The following is an 18,932-nucleotide window of genomic DNA, read 5'->3' on the forward strand; positions in this document are numbered from 1 at the left end:
CACGTACAGCGTGCAATACTTTTCGGTTGAAGAAGAATTCAGGAGCGGAGCCGGAAATGCTCCGCCTCCGGTCAGAATCAAGACGCGACGCTCGAATACTCGCTACCGCTTCGCTATCGCAGAATTGCTCATCAGAAACAGGTTGTCTGTATGTCCGAAAAGAGATTGGTTGACGTAGCGAATGCTACCTCAACCGCGCGTTCCTCCCGACGCTCTGTGTGATTGGTTGTTCTGTGACGCGCTTAAATCGAGGGTTTAAGACCCCCATTTTCTAGGCTTTTCGTAGGGTAAAGCTCTTTAGTTAGTTCCAAATCATCCTGGGTCGAATTTCCGTGGAATTTGCTGTAACTGAGCCGTAAACTCTCAAGACGCAAGCGCAAGTCTCCAATTGCTTGTTCAATTTCCACAAATTTCCAGCGCGAAGCCCAAATTTGTTCTGACTGCTGGCGTTCTTCGACTTGTTCAAACAACTGACCAAAGGTATAAGGTTGGGTTAATTTTTCTAAAAGCCATTGGACTGAAACTCCCAGCATCTCTGCCAAGGATACGACGCTCTTGCGATCTGGTTGATAGCCATTAAGAACGCACCACCACATCACTCGTAATTGACGGCGGGCAACAAAACGAGTTTCGATAGCCCCTGCTGGCTCGACTACAAATGGTTGTTGTTGCCGTCCCATTTCTATCCATTCATTCAGCTGATTTGCTAAACCAACATTGGTACGTCCAATTTGTCTGGCCGAAGTTACTACTCGCACTAAAGAACTATGGCGAAAACGGGCATTTACCCGTACCAAAGCCCGGTAAAAAGCTTCATCTTCAGGAGTCCGCACTGGTGGTAAGCCTCCCGCCAGTGCATACATTTCTGCTGTTACTGCCAAACTTGCTCCATAGTGTTGATAGTGGCGGGGAAAGCTGTCATCAGGGTCGGGATCGAGATAAGTTTCTAACTCGGTTATTAAATAGCGGTAGCCCACTTCACGCAGATAGCAAGCTCTGGCGTAAGGGTGTAGACCCGCACGACCAGTGCGTTCAACAAGAATTCGCCCACCTACAGCATCAGCACCACAGTTAATTTCATACAGATTGGCAGCAATCCAAGTTGGGCTTACCTGCGAGTCTCCATCAGTTGAAGCGATTACCCCCCTTGTGCGTCCTAAGCTACACAAACGGCGGTGTGCTTCATCCATTAAAATCTGACGCACTCGACCAATATAAGCTTGTGCAGGAGGCAGAGTTTTTTCCACTACATGCAGTGCTATATCTGGATGTTCTTGGGCGAAACTCCGGGCTATAGCTGCTGACTCATCGCTACAATTATTTGCCAACAAAATTATCTCGTAGCGTCTGGGATCTAAAACCTGTCCTTGTAAATCAACTTGATGTATCAGGGCAGTAAGGGTTGCTGCCAACATCTGAGCTTCATTGCGAACTGGAACAATTACACAAACTTCGCAATGCGGTGACGGTGGTATTTGGACTAAAGTTTGAGAAAAGTCTTTACCCTGCTGTACAGATGGAAAGTCAGCAACGAAGAGCAAGCGTTTACTTTCCATAAAAACCATTTTTCCATCTCCAGGAGCAGCTACACAAGATTTCATCCACGATCAGAAATTATTAATATTTGTAACTCTATTTTGAATATTTTCTCATTTGTTTTGGATCTACCTACAGTATGATTAGTGTTGATTAAAACTCTCCAAACATCAGCTATTAAAAACTAAAGTCTGTCTGCTCTAACTCAAAGCTTTACTATTCAAGGCATATTTTTATATCTTTTTGCTAACGTCAAATTTCCGACGAGAAAATCATACTTAAATTATCTATCTATTTTAGTTAATTGTTTTACTAATAATCCGTTTTAAGAATGAGATGAATAATATAACATATTATTAAGATTTATATTTTAATAAAAACTAATCAAACCGAAGCAGATTTATGCAAAAACTTAAACGCATGATTAATAACCTGCTTTTTGGTCGTTATAAACATTCCTTGGGTAATTCTAAAAGCACATCTGTTCTTAATTTGGATCGGCTCAACCTTTGTAGAAAATTTAGCTTGGTCGTGTTATGGCTGCAATGGTCGAAAGCATACTAAAACCAGCTATTGCGATCCAGAAACAAAACTTGAGGTGGCACTGTTTCATCCTCGTCAGCAGCTTTGGTCAGAGCATTTTAGCTGAAACGATGATTTTCCACAGGTTATTGGTAAAAATTTAAGTAGGTGGGCGTAAGGGACTTCCAAGAAATAAATTATCCAATCTTGTGGGGTAGACATCTTGCCCGCCTTTGACTATAGGCGCTCGTGTCGCCCACCCCAGAATAAATATTTGTATATTTTTTTATTTGGGAGTCCTTAAATGTTTGTCGTTGGGATAAGGCAAAAGGCAAAGTTTTTCGTTGGCAAAGCTACAGAGCATCTTTATGGAGTTGTGAGTATTCTTTTGGGTAGCAACCCTAATGGAGTTGATTTTTTTAACAAAAATATTATCAATATTAAGAGGCTATAAGATGCTAAGGAACACAGTTGAAAAATATTTGAAATTATTCAAGGATTCTCCTAATTATAGAGAAACTGACAGAATTGCTAATGAAATGAGAAAGGAATTTGATACATCACCTCCTTCAGTTAGCGAAGTGATTCAGGAGTTGGAAAAATATGCTTCAAATCCAGAAGATTATCCTGGGGCTTCGTTTGTCATGATGGCAGCATGGCGTAACCTATCAAAGGATTACACACCTATACTTTGTCAAATCCTCAATGATGAGAGCAATAATGGTCTTCATGAATCAGTTATTGAACTTTTGGATGTATTGCGTGATGAAAGAGCAATTCCTGCATTATCCAAAGCATTGACATACCGATGGTCTTATGATGAATGGCTCAATGTGCCAAGAAAGTCTCTCTTGGCATTAGCAGAAATTGGAACTCCTGAAGCGAAGATGATTATAGAGTCGGCAGCTCAATCCCCCCAAGAGCTAATTAGTGAAGATGCAAATCTGATATTAGACAATTGGTAAATTGATTAATCCACCAAGCATAAAATGCAAACAATACCTCCATACAAACAGCCATGAAACTAAAAATAACTATCCAATAACTATTTTTAGCGACTTGCTTCCCAACAGGCATTCAGTTACACCTTGAATCTGAAAGTCCTCTGTTTATCTTAATATTTAATTGCAACCACCTACTTATAAGGTGGCAAAAGAAAGCTAAACTCCGCTGAAAAATCCACTTTTCTTGAAGTAGGCAAAGTAGATATTGAGTAATTCGGTGTTTATTGTTGGATAAATAATATTGGTGTCAGCAAGTCCAGTCAATGTATTTTGGCAATCAAATGCAGGTAGCTGTACGTTCTTTAATAATTGTTCGTCTAACAATGGCAGGAAAGCATGTAAAGCATTTGGAATATTGTATTTCGCATTGTGTAGCAATTTAGCATACCACTCATGGTAAGAAACTTGCTCTAGCGAATAGCCCAAAGACCGAACTAACTCACACCATTTACCCCAAGACAGACAATCAGGAGAAACAAGGTGAAATGCCTTACCGAAGGAGTCAGGGTTTTGAGAGAGGTGGACGATCGCTCTGCTACCATAATCAACTGGAGTCAGATCGAGGGGGAATTCCAAATCCGGCACCATACCTAGTTCGATACAGCCTTTTGTTAGGCTGCAAAAGAAGTCATCCACATTGGCGATTCCCGTTTGGCTGTGTCCAGAAATTGCACCTGGTCTGTAGATACATACAGGAAGTCCGCGATCGCGTGCTTGTATGACCAGCTTTTCTGCCACCCATTTACTTTGTAAATAACCCCCTTGCAACCCTTGAAATTCTGCCAATTCATCGGATTCTGGAATGGAGTTAGCATTTGCATAAGCAGGAGCCGAAAAAATGCCCAGCGTCGAAACAAAATGCACGGGTTTGACTTTCGTTTGAGCGCCTAGACGCAAAATCGCCTGAGTTCCCAAGACATTGGCTGCTTTGAGTTTGGCGTAGGGATAAAGAAAATTGACGACAGCACCATTGTGATAGATGACATCAATTTCCTCGCTAAGTTGATGGAATTGTGACTCGTTCAGACCTAAGTTGGGTAACGCCAAATCACCAATGACTGGAACGATCCGGGAGCGAAACTGTTCTTGCCAAAGTCCGTATGCTTGCAAATGGCTTTGGATACGTTGGATGCCCTGTTCTAGATTCTGCGCTCGCACTAAGCAATAAAGATCAGCTGTGGTCTGTTGCAGGAGTTCGTCTACTAAATACGCACCGAGAAAACCGGTTGCTCCAGTTAAGAAAATCGTTTGGGGTTGAGCGATAAACTTGAATGGTGTAGTTGGACGAATTGCCGGATCTAAGACAGCTTCTGCTGCCAAATCGATCGCTAAATTGGCAGCCATTCCTGTCTGAGCGATCGCTTCAATTACTTGAGCCACTCCCGCAATTGTTGGGACTTCTAATAATTGATGAATGGGTATGGTCGCTTGTAAGGTTTCTCGCAACCGAGACAGCAGTTGCACTGCTAACAAAGAATTGCCTCCCAAGTCGAAGAAGTTATCGTAGATGCTGAGTGGGGATCTGTGAAGTAAGTTTTGCCACAGGTCAGCTAAGTGTTTCTCGGTTTCGGTGCGGGGTGCAACAAATGTCTGATGCTGTTGTTGGTATTGAACTTGAGACTCTTCCATGTGCTGGAGAATCTGCTCTGGTGTATGCCAATCTGAAGCAATTTTTTGGAATAAGGTGGTGTAATTAGCGGATTGTTGGGGTATTGCCCGATCGCTTGGGGTTAAATTCCCTTCAGATGCCGAATGTATTGCTTCTTTGTCTAATCGTTCAGAAGCAATAGCGATCGCCCGACAAACATCTGCTGATAACTTATAGCAATAGCTTTCTGCTAAACGTTCCTTGGCAATGGCTGTCAACTGTTCGAGAAAATCGCCAACAGGCTGGTTTTTGGAACTGGGTTTGTAAATAATATCGATCTGCTTGAGTCCGCGTGCCAGGGCAATTTTACCCAGGAAGTTGAGCATTTGATATTCAACTCCTCTGCCCAACACTCGACAACTGAGTAATAAAGTATCTACCACCAGGGCTGATGCTGTGGCCTGTACCATCATCATACCCACCAAACCATAATTACCAAAGCGGTCTTTTACATCCACAACATAGCAAGTATGAGTATCTAACAGGCAAAAGGTTTTGATTTCAGCCGACGTTCTGCGTAAGGTGGTGGTATTAAATTGATTTGTTCGCTGCGTTAGTTGAGCAACACGATCTACCTGGGAGGGCTGCATTTCCATAATATCCACTTGCAGATTGAGGCTATTGAGGAAATCTCGCAACGTGAGAGATTCGTTTGCCGCTTGCTGACGTTGGCGATTTTGCTGGTAAACAATCGTTCGCTGTCGATCCTCTACAGTGATCTTGAGACGATCGAATGCCCAGATATGAGCCAGGAATTCGGGAATTTCAGTAGCATTTGTGGGCAATTGCAGGGTTAAAACTTCTGGACAGTGATAGCGGACTTGTGCGCATTCGATGGGATTGTCATCAATAAAGATGAAGCTATCTAAACTCAGCCCTAGTTCTTGAGACAGCAATTTCAAGTTTTCTGATTTAGTCTGCCAATTAATTTGCCAAGCCGCCAAATGGTGACGCTTTAGCAGCATATCGGAGCGTTGATCTAATACAGCAAAGACATCTGCTTGATTATTTTTGCTGCACAAACATAGCAACATCCCGCGATCGCACTGCTCAATCATAAATTCTTGTAATGCTTGATAGGATGAATCTATGACAATACCTTCAACTCCATCCTCACCACAAACACCTTGCCATAAGGTTTGATCGCAGTCTAAGACAATTACTTTATAAGGCGGTCTATGTAGGCAGTGAATTTTTCTCGCCAACATTGTTCCCAACGCTGTGAAGAATGTTGGCGTAAATGGAATATGTCCGATTTCATCGCTATAAGCATCATAGAAGTTAGTTACTGGGTAGCTTGTTGCTAACTCCTGATAATTAATAATATGCAGTCCACTAATATCGGCAAGTTCTGTTAATAAGTTTGCTTCAATTTGTTGCAAAAAAGTTGCCATTTCTGCATCAGCAATTATTGAATTACTTGGCAACAAACAAAGCAAATGGGGAATTTTAGTTTGTTCGCAAGATTGACGTAATGCTATAACTAAATCCTGAGTATTGCGCTCAATAGAATTCTTTTGTTCGTTACGAGATAACTCTTGTGAATCCTGTAACCTAACCCAATCTTCTAACCGCACTAGAACAATATTGACTCCCGTTTCATTTTGCGATAACAGACTATCAGGAGTCAGCAGTTGTTGGAAAACTTGGTTATAGGGAGCAAAGGTAATTTCTGAGGGTAAATTGAGTTGCTGCATCCAGAATTTTAGAGAATCTGCAACTGAATCGGTGGTAAAAGTAGCTGCGATCGCCAACTTTTGCTTTTGATATCGGCTCCTAGCTAATCTGGCTTTTCTCTCCAGGTCTTTTGGTAGTCTCAATTCATTGAGGCGAATATCTTTTGATTCAACCCATTGTTCTAAAATTTGGAATAAAGCATTACCAAAAGCGTCAATTGTTTCACTTTCAAATATGTCGGTGTTATATGCAATTCCTATTTGTAAATCCGCTCCGACTTCGTAAATATAAGTATATAAATCTAAATCAGTCGGCCCCCAAATTCCCTCATCAATCAATGAAAAGGTCAGATTGGGTAAATTTGTCAGATCGCTCGGTAGTTGGCTGTTGACATAGCTTAATCCGGTGCGGAATGTTTGAAAAAAGGGAGTATCTTGGGCAACCCGACTCGACCCCATGACTTCAACGACTTTACCAAAGGGGACATTCTGGTGAGCATAAGCAGATAACAACACCGATCGCACTCGGCTAAGTACTTCGGTAAAAGTGGGATTGCCAGACAAATCTGTACGCAGCAACAAAGGATAGCCAAAAAAACCAATCAGAGATTCTACTTGCGGATGAACTCGACCAGAGGCGGTAAAGCCAATTAAAATGTCTTCCTGCTGAGAACACAAATAAATCAAAGCCTTAAACGCTGCTACGAAAGTCATAAAGGAAGTAATTCCCATTTGTTCGTGACTTCGTTGTTTGATTGCAGCCCACAGAAGAGGATCGAGTTTAAAAAACTTTCGCCGACCCTGGAAATTCTGGAGTGGCGGTCGGGGATGGTCGATGGGTAATTTTAATTCAAATGATGCCCCCTCTAGTTGCTGTTTCCAGTAAGCTAGTTCGCTTTTGAGTGCATCATTGTTGAGCCACTGGCGCTGCCATACGGCAAAATCTCGATATTGGATGGAAGGTTCTGGCAGTGGAGAAGGCTGTCCCTTGTAGAAATGAGTGTAGACTGTCGCCAGTTCTCGAATCCATAAACCCATCGAGATCATATCGCTGATAATGTGATGAATGACGAGCAAGAGAATATGCTCGCGTGCATTTAAGCGAATGAGTTTAATCCGCCATAAAGGAGCGATCGCCAAATCAAAGGGAGCTTCGGCTGCTTCATCGGCAATTTGCCAGAAAGTTTTTAATTGTTCGGTTGCATCTAAATGCTCGAGATTTAACACAGATAATGTAAAAGGTTCTGGTGCAGCAATATTTTGCACGGGATTACCTTCCCACACCCCAAATGTTGTCCCAAAGACATCGTGGCGACGGAAAATTTCATTAAGACTTTTTTCTAGGCAGTTTAAATCTAAATCGCCATTCAGCCGCAAGGCTTGAGCAATATTATGAGCAGATTCTACAGCAGCTAACTGGGCCAAAATCCACAGGCGTTCCTGCTGGAAAGATACCGGCACGTTTTGCGTTTGTGAAAGCGGAACCAAAGGGATGGAAGCAGCCCCGATTTTGTTCTGATGTAGTAACCGGATTAGCTCTACTTTATTATTAGCTAAAGCATTTCGGAGATCGGGAGTGATAACTCCTTTAGGTGCTTGAATGCGGAGTTGTTCCCCATCAACTAATAATTTCACTCCCCGGTCTGAAAGTTCGGCTAAAAGGGCATTTAGGTTCATAGTATTATTTCTTCCACATCCTCAGTAATTTCCATCGCCGAATTTTCGTTGAGTCCCTGTAAAGCTAGCTGTTTTAATAACAAGTCTGCTAGTTGGTTGATGCTGGAACCTTCAACAAACTTTTCTAAAGAAAGGTCAATTTTCAGTTCTGTGATGATCCGATTGCGGATTTCGATCGCCATCAAAGAATCTAGTCCGGCTTTGCTCAGTGCTTGATTAGCATCGACTCGATCCACAGAACAACCCAACACTTTGGCAATCTTTTCTTTCAGGTAAATGGTTAAAATCTGCAAGCGATCGCCAAAGTCATGAGTTTGCAATTGCTGCTGAATTTCCATCGGCGGTGGTGATGTCGATTGAGTAACCGCCAGTTGAGAAAACTCTGCCAAATATGCCGGACAATTCCCCGGTGAGAATTGCTGCATAAATGTCAGCCAATTGAGCGGCATCACACCTACTTGAGCAACCTCCCAAAAAAAGCTCTGCTCTAAAGCCTGTAAACCTTGGGATGGCGATATCATTTCCATTCCCTGATGTTGGAGTTGCTTACCGAACTGACGCTCGGCGGCTGCACCAATTTCAGCCCAAGCTCCCCAGTTAATACTCAATCCCGGTAATCCCAATTGATGACGATAATGTGCTAGAGCGTCTAAAAATGCATTGGCAGCGCAGTGGTTAGCTTGACCGGCAGAACCCAAAACAGAAGCAGCCGAAGAAAACAAGATGAAGAAATCGAGCGGTAGGGCTTGGGTTAAGGCGTGTAGATTCCAAGCACCTTGTACTTTCGGTGCCATGACTTGATGAAAGCGCTCCCAAGTTTGCTGGAGTAAAACTCCGTCATCCAAAACTCCGGCTGCATGGATAATGCCGCGTAGAGGCGGGTGGCTGCGGCCAATTTCTGCCAATACCTCCGCCACTTGTGACTGCACAGACACATCAGCTTGCATTACCATCACCGATACACCTTGTGCCTGAAGCTGCTGAATCTGGCGATCGCTCTGTTCGCTTGTCCCCCTGCGTCCCATGAGAACTAAGTGCTTTGCCCCACGTTCTACTAACCAATGGGCAATTAGCAGTCCCAGTCCCCCTAATCCACCAGTAATTAAGTACGTACTATCTGAATGGATGGGGATATCTGCTCGATTATGAGAGTTACGATAAGGAACCAGTCTTGCCACTTGACGCATCCCATTACGGAATGCAATTTGGTTCTCTCGATCTGGTGATGTCAACTCTGCAAATAGTGCATCAAGGGGGTTTTGAGTTAGCCGATAATTTTCTTGGAGGTCTAAATCTATCAAGCGAAGCTGTAATTCTGGGTGTTCTCTGACGATCGCCTTCCCCATTCCCCATAGGGGCGATTGAACTAATCCAGCTTTATCGGCAACTGCTCCTTTAGTTATTACCCATAACTGAGGTGGCGTTATACCCATCTTTTTAACTAGCGCTTGCACCAAGTACAGAGTACTGCCACAGCCAATACGGGTTGCTGCTTGCAAATCTTCGACGGTTAAGGTTGGTGCAGTTTCTCCACTCTCTAGGCTCCACAAATGTACCACCCCTGAGAGACGCGATCGCTTGCTAAGTATGTGCGAAACCAACCGTTGAAAATCTTCCGGTTTCTGAGGATTAATCCTGAACTCGAACTCACTCAACAGTTCGTATTCCTGTCCGGGAAAAACTAGAGTACAAGTATCTCCTCGTTCTTGAAACCGTCGAGCAAGTTTCTGACTGATACCTTGACTATCTGCTAAAATTAGCCAGTTTTGTGGTATATGGCTCTCGGTTCCTTTTTGGGCAACGATCGCAGCCTGAGCCAGGGAACCGATGACTTGATTTTTAGGTGCGATCGCCACCGCCGATGTAAATCCATTCGCTTGCAACACATCTTGCCACTCGGCACTACTTAAGAGCGGGTAATTCGGTCGCAACCAGCGATCGGCAAACAACCACCAACCTGGGGTCAAGCCAAAGCTCAGATCCAGCCAACAATGGCGATCGGTGACTTCTAACATCACCAGAATTCCGCCTGGTGCTAATAAGCTGTGGACGTGGGCCAATGTTTGTTGTAAATCTGGTGTCGCGTGCAGGACATTGGCTGCCAGAATCACATCATATTGTTGCCCTTCCAAGCCTTGAGTCGCTGGATCTCGGCTGATATCTAAAGATTGATAGCGGACAAATGGGTAATCCCGAAACTTCTCCCGTGCTTTGGCTGCAAACAGAGGTGAAATGTCTGTGAAGGTGTATTCAGCTTGATAATTATTCAATTGCGGCAGAATGTAAGCGGTTGTGCTGCCAGTTCCCGCTCCAATTTCTAGCAAGCGGATCTTGCTTTTCTGTGGTACTCGCAGCAGTGCTGCGGAAACTGCCTTTTGCACCAATGTATTCATCACTCTAGCAGCTGGGGCATCTTGATACAGTTGCGTCAGCAGGGTGAAATCACCATTGGGAAATAGTAATTGTAGCGGGTCAAGTTTTCCCTGAAGTACCTCTGGTAAGCTGGCACCACAGCGTTCTACTAGGGCGATTTCAGTATCTCCGGTAGGGAATCGGGCTAACAATCGCTCTGGTTGCGGCGTTTGGCGATCGAGGGCGCTAATTACTTCCCAGTGATGTCTGCCGTTGACACAATCAAGAGGTCTGAGCCACCCTGCTTCAGTCAAAATATCCAGAAACCGATGTAGCAGTTGGTGATACTGGCTAATCACCCCCAACTGTTCTGCTATTTCTGTAAAGGAAAACTGCAATCCGAGTTGAAAGTCCCATCCTAGTTGTTGTAAGGCACTGATTACATAAGACACACTGAGGGCTTCGAGTTGGGGTAAAAATTCCTCGTTTGATGAGGTTGTTGTTAAAAGTTCGGCTAATTGAGGAATCAGGTTTTGGCTGATGTCCTTGGGATTGAGCAGGTAATCCGGTGAGAGCGATCGCCCCATTCGGGCTTGAGGTCGCCACTCGATTTGATACAACCAATCTGGCGGAACTTGAGGAGAAGCTGTCAATGTTCCCGAAGCGACCCTTTGAAGTTGCAGACCTTCAACAACCGCTATAATCTCACCATCATCTGCAACTAATTGCAAATCGCTAATCAGTGTTTTGTTACTGTTCTGGCTAGGATGTACTTTGGCGATGCTCCATAGTCGGTTGCTGGGGCGATCGCAAACTTGCAATCGCTTGATGGCGATCGGCACATAAGCCTCTTTGCTACTATCTTGTGGGAATTTAGCTTGCAAAACCTGAAAACAAGCATCCAAAAATGCTGGATGAAACTGATAGATATCTGTTTCTAAAACACATGTTTGGGGTAACTCAATTTCCCCTGTTACTACTTCTGAATTCAACCACAACTGTTTAACTCCCCGAAAACTAGCACCATAATCAACTCCCCGTTGAAGAAACTGTTGGTAATGTTCGGTTTGGTTGTGGGAAGCTACTTGATTGGGGAGCCAGTGCGTTGCAGAAAGTTCCAGCGATGGTTTGAGATTGGATGCGGTGACATTTCCAGAAACATGCAGCATCCAAGATGGTGAATCTTCTTCATCTAATTCACAACTAAAAATTTCAAAGGAATATCCTTGTTGTTCTGTTGGCTGAAGAATTAGCTGGAGCGTTTTTTCATTTTCTGATAGAACTAATGCCCGTTTATATAAGACATTTTCTAAAATTAAATTTTTGGATTTCAAAACCTTAGCTGCTGCCCCTAAAACCATCTCTAGATAAGCCGTTCCTGGCACGATTACTTTTCCGTAAACGCGATGTTCAGCTAAAAAAGCAGGGAAATTAGAATTGATTTCGGTCTGGAAACGAATTTCTTTCGAGTCTGCCAAGTGCAATCTAGAACCGAGCAGAGGATGAGAAGATTTGAGATTTGCAGAGGGAATTTGAAAATTTTTGTGGCTACTGTCTTTGTTTGGTTCAACCCAAAAACGCGATCGCTCAAAGGGATAATTCGGCAACGCCACGCGCCGATGCTCAGATCCCCGATGAAACTCCGACCAATTCACCGATATTCCCTGCTCATACAACGCCGCTAAACTGCCCAACATCTGCTGCCAATCTGATTCTTGCGATTTGAGGCTTCCTAGCCACAGATGTCCCGATTCTGGGATACACTGACGACCCATGCTTACCAAAATTGGGTGCGGCCCCACTTCCAAACAAGCAAAATTTCCTAACGCTGACAGGCTGACAATACTCTTAGCAAATTGCACTGGCTGCAACACGTGCTGCACCCAGTACTCAGGCGTGCTAATCTCCACTCCTGCCAATTGCCCTGTGATATTAGAAATAAAACGAATATTCGGGTTTGGTGTACGGTAGCTCACTTGCTGCGCAATCTGCCCAAACTCTGCCACCATTGGTTGCATCAACGGCGAATGAAAAGCATGGGAAACTTTCAGTGACTTTGTTTGCACTCCTGTTGCTTCTAAGATAGCCACAGCCGATGCGATCGCCCCAGCCGCACCAGAGATCGTGATTTGTCTTGGTGCGTTGATTGCAGCGATCGCCACCTCCGGCAATGAATCAATTACCGCAGATACTTGTGCCAAATCAGTAAATACCGCTACCATCGCCCCTGTCTGCGGTAGTGCTTGCATCAATTTCCCCCGTGCAGCAATGAGTTTCAATCCATCTTCCAGACTGAATACACCTGCAACAGTTGCGGCAACATATTCGCCCACACTATGACCCATAACAACACTAGGTTTGATACCCCAAGATTGCCATAGCTCAGACAATGCATATTCCAGAGCAAATAAGACAGGTTGCGTGTAGCCCGTCTCATCCAGAATGTGATGCCCTAAGTTCTTTTCCCTTTCCCCTTTCCCCTTTTCCCTTTCCCCTAATGGATACAGCACTTCTAACAATGGTTGCTCTAATAATGAGTCCAGGATTTGGGCACAGCGATCGAGAGCTTGCCGAAAAACAGGTTGGGTTTCGTAAAGTTCTCGTCCCATACCGATATATTGCGAACCTTGTCCAGTAAATAGGAAAGCTACCCCTGAAGCCTGAACGCGAGTGCGCGAATTTTCGGCAATAAATGTTGTGAGTTGATTTCTCAATTGTGCGGGTGAATCGGCAACCAAAGCCAGCCGATAGTCAAAATGCGATCGCCCCACATTACTCGTATAACAAATATCCCTCAAACATACTTCTTTCTGAGACTCCAAAAACCCCACATACCGCCGAGCTAATTCCCGTAACGCTGTCTCAGTTTTTGCCGAAACCGTCAATAAGGATTTTGGATTGTCATCAGCATCATCCAATCTAAAATCGGAGGGCGCTTCCTCTAGAACAACATGAACATTCGTACCGCCAACACCCAAAGAAGTTACGCCAGCCCGCCGAGGCGTTTGGTCTGTTTGCCAGTCTGATAGAGTTGTATTTACATAAAATGGGCTGTTAGCAAAATCAATCTTGGGATTGGGATGTTTAAAATTTAGGCTAGGCGGCAGCAATCCGTGCTTGAGTGCCAAAACTGTTTTAATCAATCCTGCTATGCCTGAAGCTGTATCTAAATGTCCGATGTTAGTCTTTACAGAACCAATGGCACAAAATTGTTGCTTCTGTGTTTTGCTACGAAATGCCTGGGTTAATGCTGCAATTTCAATCGGATCGCCGAGAGTCGTTCCGGTTCCGTGAGTTTCGATGTAAGTAATAGTTTCTGGATTAATATCTGCGATCGCTTGCGCTTGGGCAATCATTGCTGCCTGTCTCTGAACGCTGGGAGCCGTATAGCTAATTTTTTGAGAGCCATCGTTATTAATCGCAGAACCCTTAATCACGGCGTAAATATTATCTCCATCGGCGATCGCATCTGCCAATCGTTTCAACATCACAATGCCAACGCCATTGCCGCCAACGGTTCCTTGTGAGTTAGCGTCAAATGCTCGGCAGTGACCATCGGGTGAAAGAATCATCCCTGGCTGATAGCGATAACCAGATTTTTGAGGTACGGCGATCGCAGCAGCGCCAGCCAGAGCCATATCGCATTCTCCCTGAATCAAACTCCGACACGCTTGATGGACGGCAACTAAGGAAGTCGAGCAAGCGGTTTGCACGTTGACGCTGGGCCCTTGCAAGTTGAATTTGTATGAAACCCGCGTGGGGAGAAAATCTGTACCATTGGCGATCGCTAGTTGCGAGTCATCAACGTGTTCTAGGCGATCGCGATTTGGGTAAAGATTGTGATTCCAGTAAGTTCGACCTGCATAAAGATTCATCCCCATGCCAGCATAAACCCCGATTAATCCTGTATAATTTGCAGGATCGTAACCAGCATTTTCGAGTGTTTCCCAAGCACACTCTAAAAACAGCCGATGCTGCGGGTCGAGGATTTGAGCTTCTTTGGGCGAGATATCGAAAAACGCGGCATCAAATAAATCTATGTCAGATAAGATACCACTAGCTTTTACATAATTGGCATCATTCAAAGATGAAGAATCGATTCCGGCTAACTCCAGTTCTTCATCGCTGAAGAATGAAATCGATTCCACGCCATTACAGCAATTTTGCCAGAATTCATCGAGTGTTTTGGCTCCTGGAAAACGCCCGGACATACCGATGATGGCAATTTCTAATTGCTGGGTATCTTTCATCTTACCCAAACGATGGGATGGCGATAATTGCGATCGCTCCGGCAATGGCATTTGAGCTTGATTCAGAAACTCTGCTAGCGTCTGAATAGTTGGATATTGGAACAAATCAATCAGTGACAGATGTTGCCCAAATTGTTTTTGTAAGCGATCGTGAACCCGAACCAAGGTGAGCGAACTGCCACCTAGTTCAAAAAAGTTGCGATCGATACTCACTGAAGAAATGCCCAGTACGTCTTGCCATATTTGAGCTATCTGGCGTTGAATGTCAGTTTGGGGCAAAACGACTTGCCAAGGTTGGTTGTGCTTCTGATTTCTGTCAATAATTTTGGCAATGTCTATCGTACCCGTTTGTGTTAAGGGCATTTTTGCAAGCTGTACAATTTCACAATGGCTAGGAGTCCCAAAGCGATCGCTAACTCTCATTTGCTCCCAACCATCCAACCCTGCACCATCCACAGTGGTGACATAAGCGGTTAATTTCTCGACGTTATCGGTTTCTGTCTTCAGATATCGACGAATATGGGGATTACTGCCATTTAAACCGACAATCAACTGCGATTGATGACGCGATAAACCTGCCAGTAAGGAACGCCAACCCTGTTCTTGAGTAATACTTTGATACCCCAAGCGATGAGCTGCTTCCCGGCTGTGGATGGGGTTTCCTTCGCTCATACCAACATCATCCCACTGGCTCCAGTTAAAGCAGTAAGTATCAGGATGGTAATGGTATTGCTGATACTGACAACAACCATCTAAAAAACTGTTGGCAGCAGCATAGGCACTAAAGGTTGCTCCTCCAAACACACTATTTACAGAAGAAAAGCCGATGAAAAGGGCATCTGGTCGATTCTGAATCAGTTGAAAAAGCGTCCAAGTGCCCTGAACTTTCGGGCGCAGCATGGTACGAAAGCTTTCTAGTGTAGCCACAGCTATCCAGTGATTTTCCATCACCGTCCAGTGGTGTTTGAGATCGCCTTCACCTGCGAGATGAATAATTCCTGCCAAGGGTTGGTTCCATCTCAACTCTGCCTCTGTGACAGCCTGTTGCAAGCAAGTTAAATCGCAGATATCAACAGATTTGTATAATAAATCACCACCTGTTGCGATAAGCGATCGATAATTTTTCAATCGCTTGGCGATCGCTGTATTCTGTTCGAGATGCTGCAACCATTCTGTTTCTGGTGGTAAGTTTGTTCTGCCAACAATCAGCAATCGCACATCAAATTGCTGAAGTAAATATTGGCAAACGGAAGCCCCAATTCCACCCAATCCGCCTGTTACCAGATAGGTCTGACCTGGTTTAATTGGTATTTCCTGGGTTGGACTAGCAAGCATATCGACTTTGGCGAGTGATGAGACTAGCCGTTGATCTTGACGATAAGCAATTTCACTATCATATTTAGTAACATTTAGTTCATTGAAAACATAGTTGGCATTTGTTTCGATTGACCTCATTTCTAAGTCAATATGCCGACAGTGCAACCAAGATAGTTCTAAAGGAATTGTTTTCAGCAATCCGATAAGTGTGGATTTTTCATAAGCGATCGCATCATCGCTGCTAGTTAACTGGACGTTGTTAGAAATGACTTGTAACTGAATGTCTATATCTAGTAGTTGGTGTTTTTCCTTGGCATTTGCTAAGGCTTGCACTAAAAATAGAATGCTATATAACCCTAAGTACTGAGCGCGTTCTAGTTCCTCTAGACTAGAAACTTGACCCGCAGACTCGTTATAAGTCCATAAATGCAAAATCTGAGTGGGAATATCCGATGCCAAAGACTCTAGCAACCGCCGATAGTGATCGGGATTTTCGGGATTGATGGTAAAGCGATCGCCTTGCTCAGATTTGATAAAATCCGTACCTGCTACAACGCAGATATAAGATTGATGATTGCGTTTGAGTTCTGTACACAGGTAATTTCCTAAACCTAAACCATCGAGAAACACGAGGAATTTCTGAGTCGGAAGTTTAACTGACTCCAAATGCTTGTGACTTAACTGCTTAACACACCAAATTCGGCGATAAAACCAGTCAGGGATTGTGTTGGCATTGCCACTGAGGATATCAAACTGACGGAGGATAGGTTTAAATTCACCTGATTCAAAGCGTTTAACCAATTGCGATCGCTGGATCTTACCAATGGCCGTTTTTGGAATCGCAGCTTTTTCAACTGGAATTACATAGCTGGGATTGATGCTACAACGTTGGACAACTTTTTGGCGAATGGTTTGCATCAACGTTGCAATTTCGATTTCATTCGCGCCATCTGTATGGAAAAAGATAGCTAGCTGTTCTGTAGTTTCTCCATCGCGGACTGCAACTGCGGCAGTGTAGGAAACAACTACGCCTGCAATTTCTTCAACAACTGCTTCGATTTCATGACTATAGTAATTCAGTCCATTGACGATAATAACGTCTTTCTCTCTGCCTGTAATTGTTAAACGTCCTTGTCGTAAGAAGGCTAAATCTCCCGTCTTGAACCAGCCATCTTCTGTAAAAACCTCTGAATTCAGTTCTGGTTGACCAAAATAACCTGATGTTACTGTCAATCCTTTTACTTGCAGCCTTCCGATGGCTTCTTCCTCAACAAGCTGGTCTTGAGCATCAACTATCCGCAGAGAAAATCCGGGAATCGGCGCTCCAACTTCTACGAATGCATCTTCATCCGTGGTTGATTCTCCAGAAAAGTTGTGAGAGTAAGTCACTCCCGAACAAGTTTCAGCCATTCCCCAAACGGGATGTATTGCCGTAGTCGGGAGTCCGTGCGCTGTCAGCAATTCTAAAAATCTTCTCGCAGTTTTGCCAACAATAGCTTCTGCTCCGTTCAAGATGTATCGCACTGATGATAAATCCCAATGCCCCTGAGAAAGTTCTGCTTCGGCTGCATTGATTAGCCCATACGCAAAATTCGGTGCAAAGGTTACACTCACGCGATAGTTAGACATCCAATCAAGCCATTTCAGGGGTTGTTGCAACACCCAATCGGTGACGGCATGAATTTGTTGACAACCCACATACACATCCCGAATATGAAAATACACTAATCCGGCAACGTGATCGAGTGGCATCCAGTTTAAGGAAACATCTTCTTGGGTAAACCCGTTCATCTGGACACTCGCAGCCGACCGACAGATGAGACTGCGATGGCTTTGCATAACTGCTTTCGGCGTACCTGTACTACCAGAAGTTAAAAATAGCACTGCCAAATCATCGGCCGCCGGAACATACCAGTTAGGATCGGGATGGTAAGATTGCAACTCATTGAGGGTAGCGATCGCCAATTTGTCAAGTGGCAAATCTGTCAGGGAACGTCTCAGTTCAGGTGCTAATCGATCGCTAGTCAGTACTAAGCTTGGTTCTAGTCTTTCCCAGATTTGAGCTAATTTATTAACGAAACCATCAGAGCGATCGTAACTCTGAGGAACGGATAAAGGAATTGGGATGAATCCGCCCAAAATACAGCCCCAGAAGGCAGGAATGAAGTCTTGAGGCCGGTCAAATTGAAAAATTATTCGATTTTGAGGTACAAGTCCTAATTTTCTTAAGCCCCCCAAAATCCGTTGAGCTGCGTCTAATAAATCTTTGTAGGATTGGTTTTGGTAAGTATCATCGGGTTGGATGTAAGTAATTCCTTTTGAGATTTGTAACGCTGCCCTTTGGAGTAGTTCGGCTAAGTTAGTGGTTGCGTCTGTTTCCAGTTGTAAAGGTTCGCCATGACTAATTGCTTTGGCTTTTCGCTGGGAAATCTGAGATTTTGAAGGCTCAATTTGTTGATTTACGCCAGAATCCTCTAATTGAAAATTGAGCTTTGTTGTTTGAGTATCCGCTAGTAAATCCCAAACGTGTAATGGTGGCAGTTGTTTTGTCTGGTTTTGTACGATAACTGCGACTTGGTTGATGGAAGGGAGCGATCGCAAAGACGATTCCCATCGATCGATCAAATCTATGTCAATCACGGCTAAATCAGTTAGACGGCGATCGTCAATCAGTCCCTCACTAGTAAGCGGCAATCTGGATAACCAAACGTAGGATTGAGGCAGGATAGTGTTTGGCAAATGAACCTGCAAATATGCATTTAGCTGTGCCAACGAACATTTTCCTGATGCAACTACGTAGGCTACTAACCACATATCTGCGGTTTCTGTTTCTCGGATTAATACCCGACACTCTTCAATTTCTGGATGGTTCAGGAGCGCAGTTTCCAGTGCTGCTTGGTCTGCTAAGTTTGCCTGAAAACCATTGAGGGTATTAATTTTCTCCAACATC

The 18,932-nt window shown here is 44.1% G+C and carries 5 protein-coding genes; 2 read left to right on the plus strand and 3 right to left on the minus strand.

The window, feature by feature from the left end:
• Positions 1 to 242: 242 nt before the first annotated feature.
• The gene (locus RMZ42_RS18745; protein ID WP_322672800.1) at positions 243 to 1,601 is read right to left on the minus strand and encodes a glycosyltransferase family A protein; all 1,359 of its coding nucleotides are present in this window, start codon (positions 1,599 to 1,601) and stop codon (positions 243 to 245) included.
• 374 nt (positions 1,602 to 1,975) lie between these two features.
• Here RMZ42_RS18745 and RMZ42_RS18750 point away from each other — a divergent pair, with 374 nt between their 5' ends.
• Both RMZ42_RS18750 and RMZ42_RS18755 read left to right on the plus strand, forming a co-directional pair.
• A complete protein-coding gene (locus RMZ42_RS18750) occupies positions 1,976 to 2,185 on the plus strand; it encodes a hypothetical protein (protein WP_322672801.1) in 210 nt (69 codons plus the stop codon).
• 277 nt (positions 2,186 to 2,462) lie between these two features.
• Positions 2,463 to 3,023, plus strand: a complete 561-nt coding sequence (locus tag RMZ42_RS18755; RefSeq protein WP_322672802.1) for a HEAT repeat domain-containing protein — start codon at positions 2,463 to 2,465, stop codon at positions 3,021 to 3,023.
• 195 nt (positions 3,024 to 3,218) lie between these two features.
• On the opposite strand, the gene RMZ42_RS18760 is transcribed toward RMZ42_RS18755, so the two are convergent.
• Entirely contained in the window at positions 3,219 to 8,063 is a 4,845-nt protein-coding gene (locus tag RMZ42_RS18760) for a thioester reductase domain-containing protein (RefSeq protein ID WP_322672803.1), read from the minus strand.
• Entirely contained in the window at positions 8,060 to 18,931 is a 10,872-nt protein-coding gene (locus tag RMZ42_RS18765) for an SDR family NAD(P)-dependent oxidoreductase (protein WP_322672804.1), read from the minus strand. Before RMZ42_RS18765 ends, RMZ42_RS18760 begins: the two co-directional genes overlap by 4 nt.
• Between the last annotated feature and the right edge of the window lies 1 nt (position 18,932).

This window comes from Nostoc sp. DedQUE05 (genome assembly GCF_034530955.1).
GTDB lineage: Bacteria > Cyanobacteriota > Cyanobacteriia > Cyanobacteriales > Nostocaceae > Nostoc.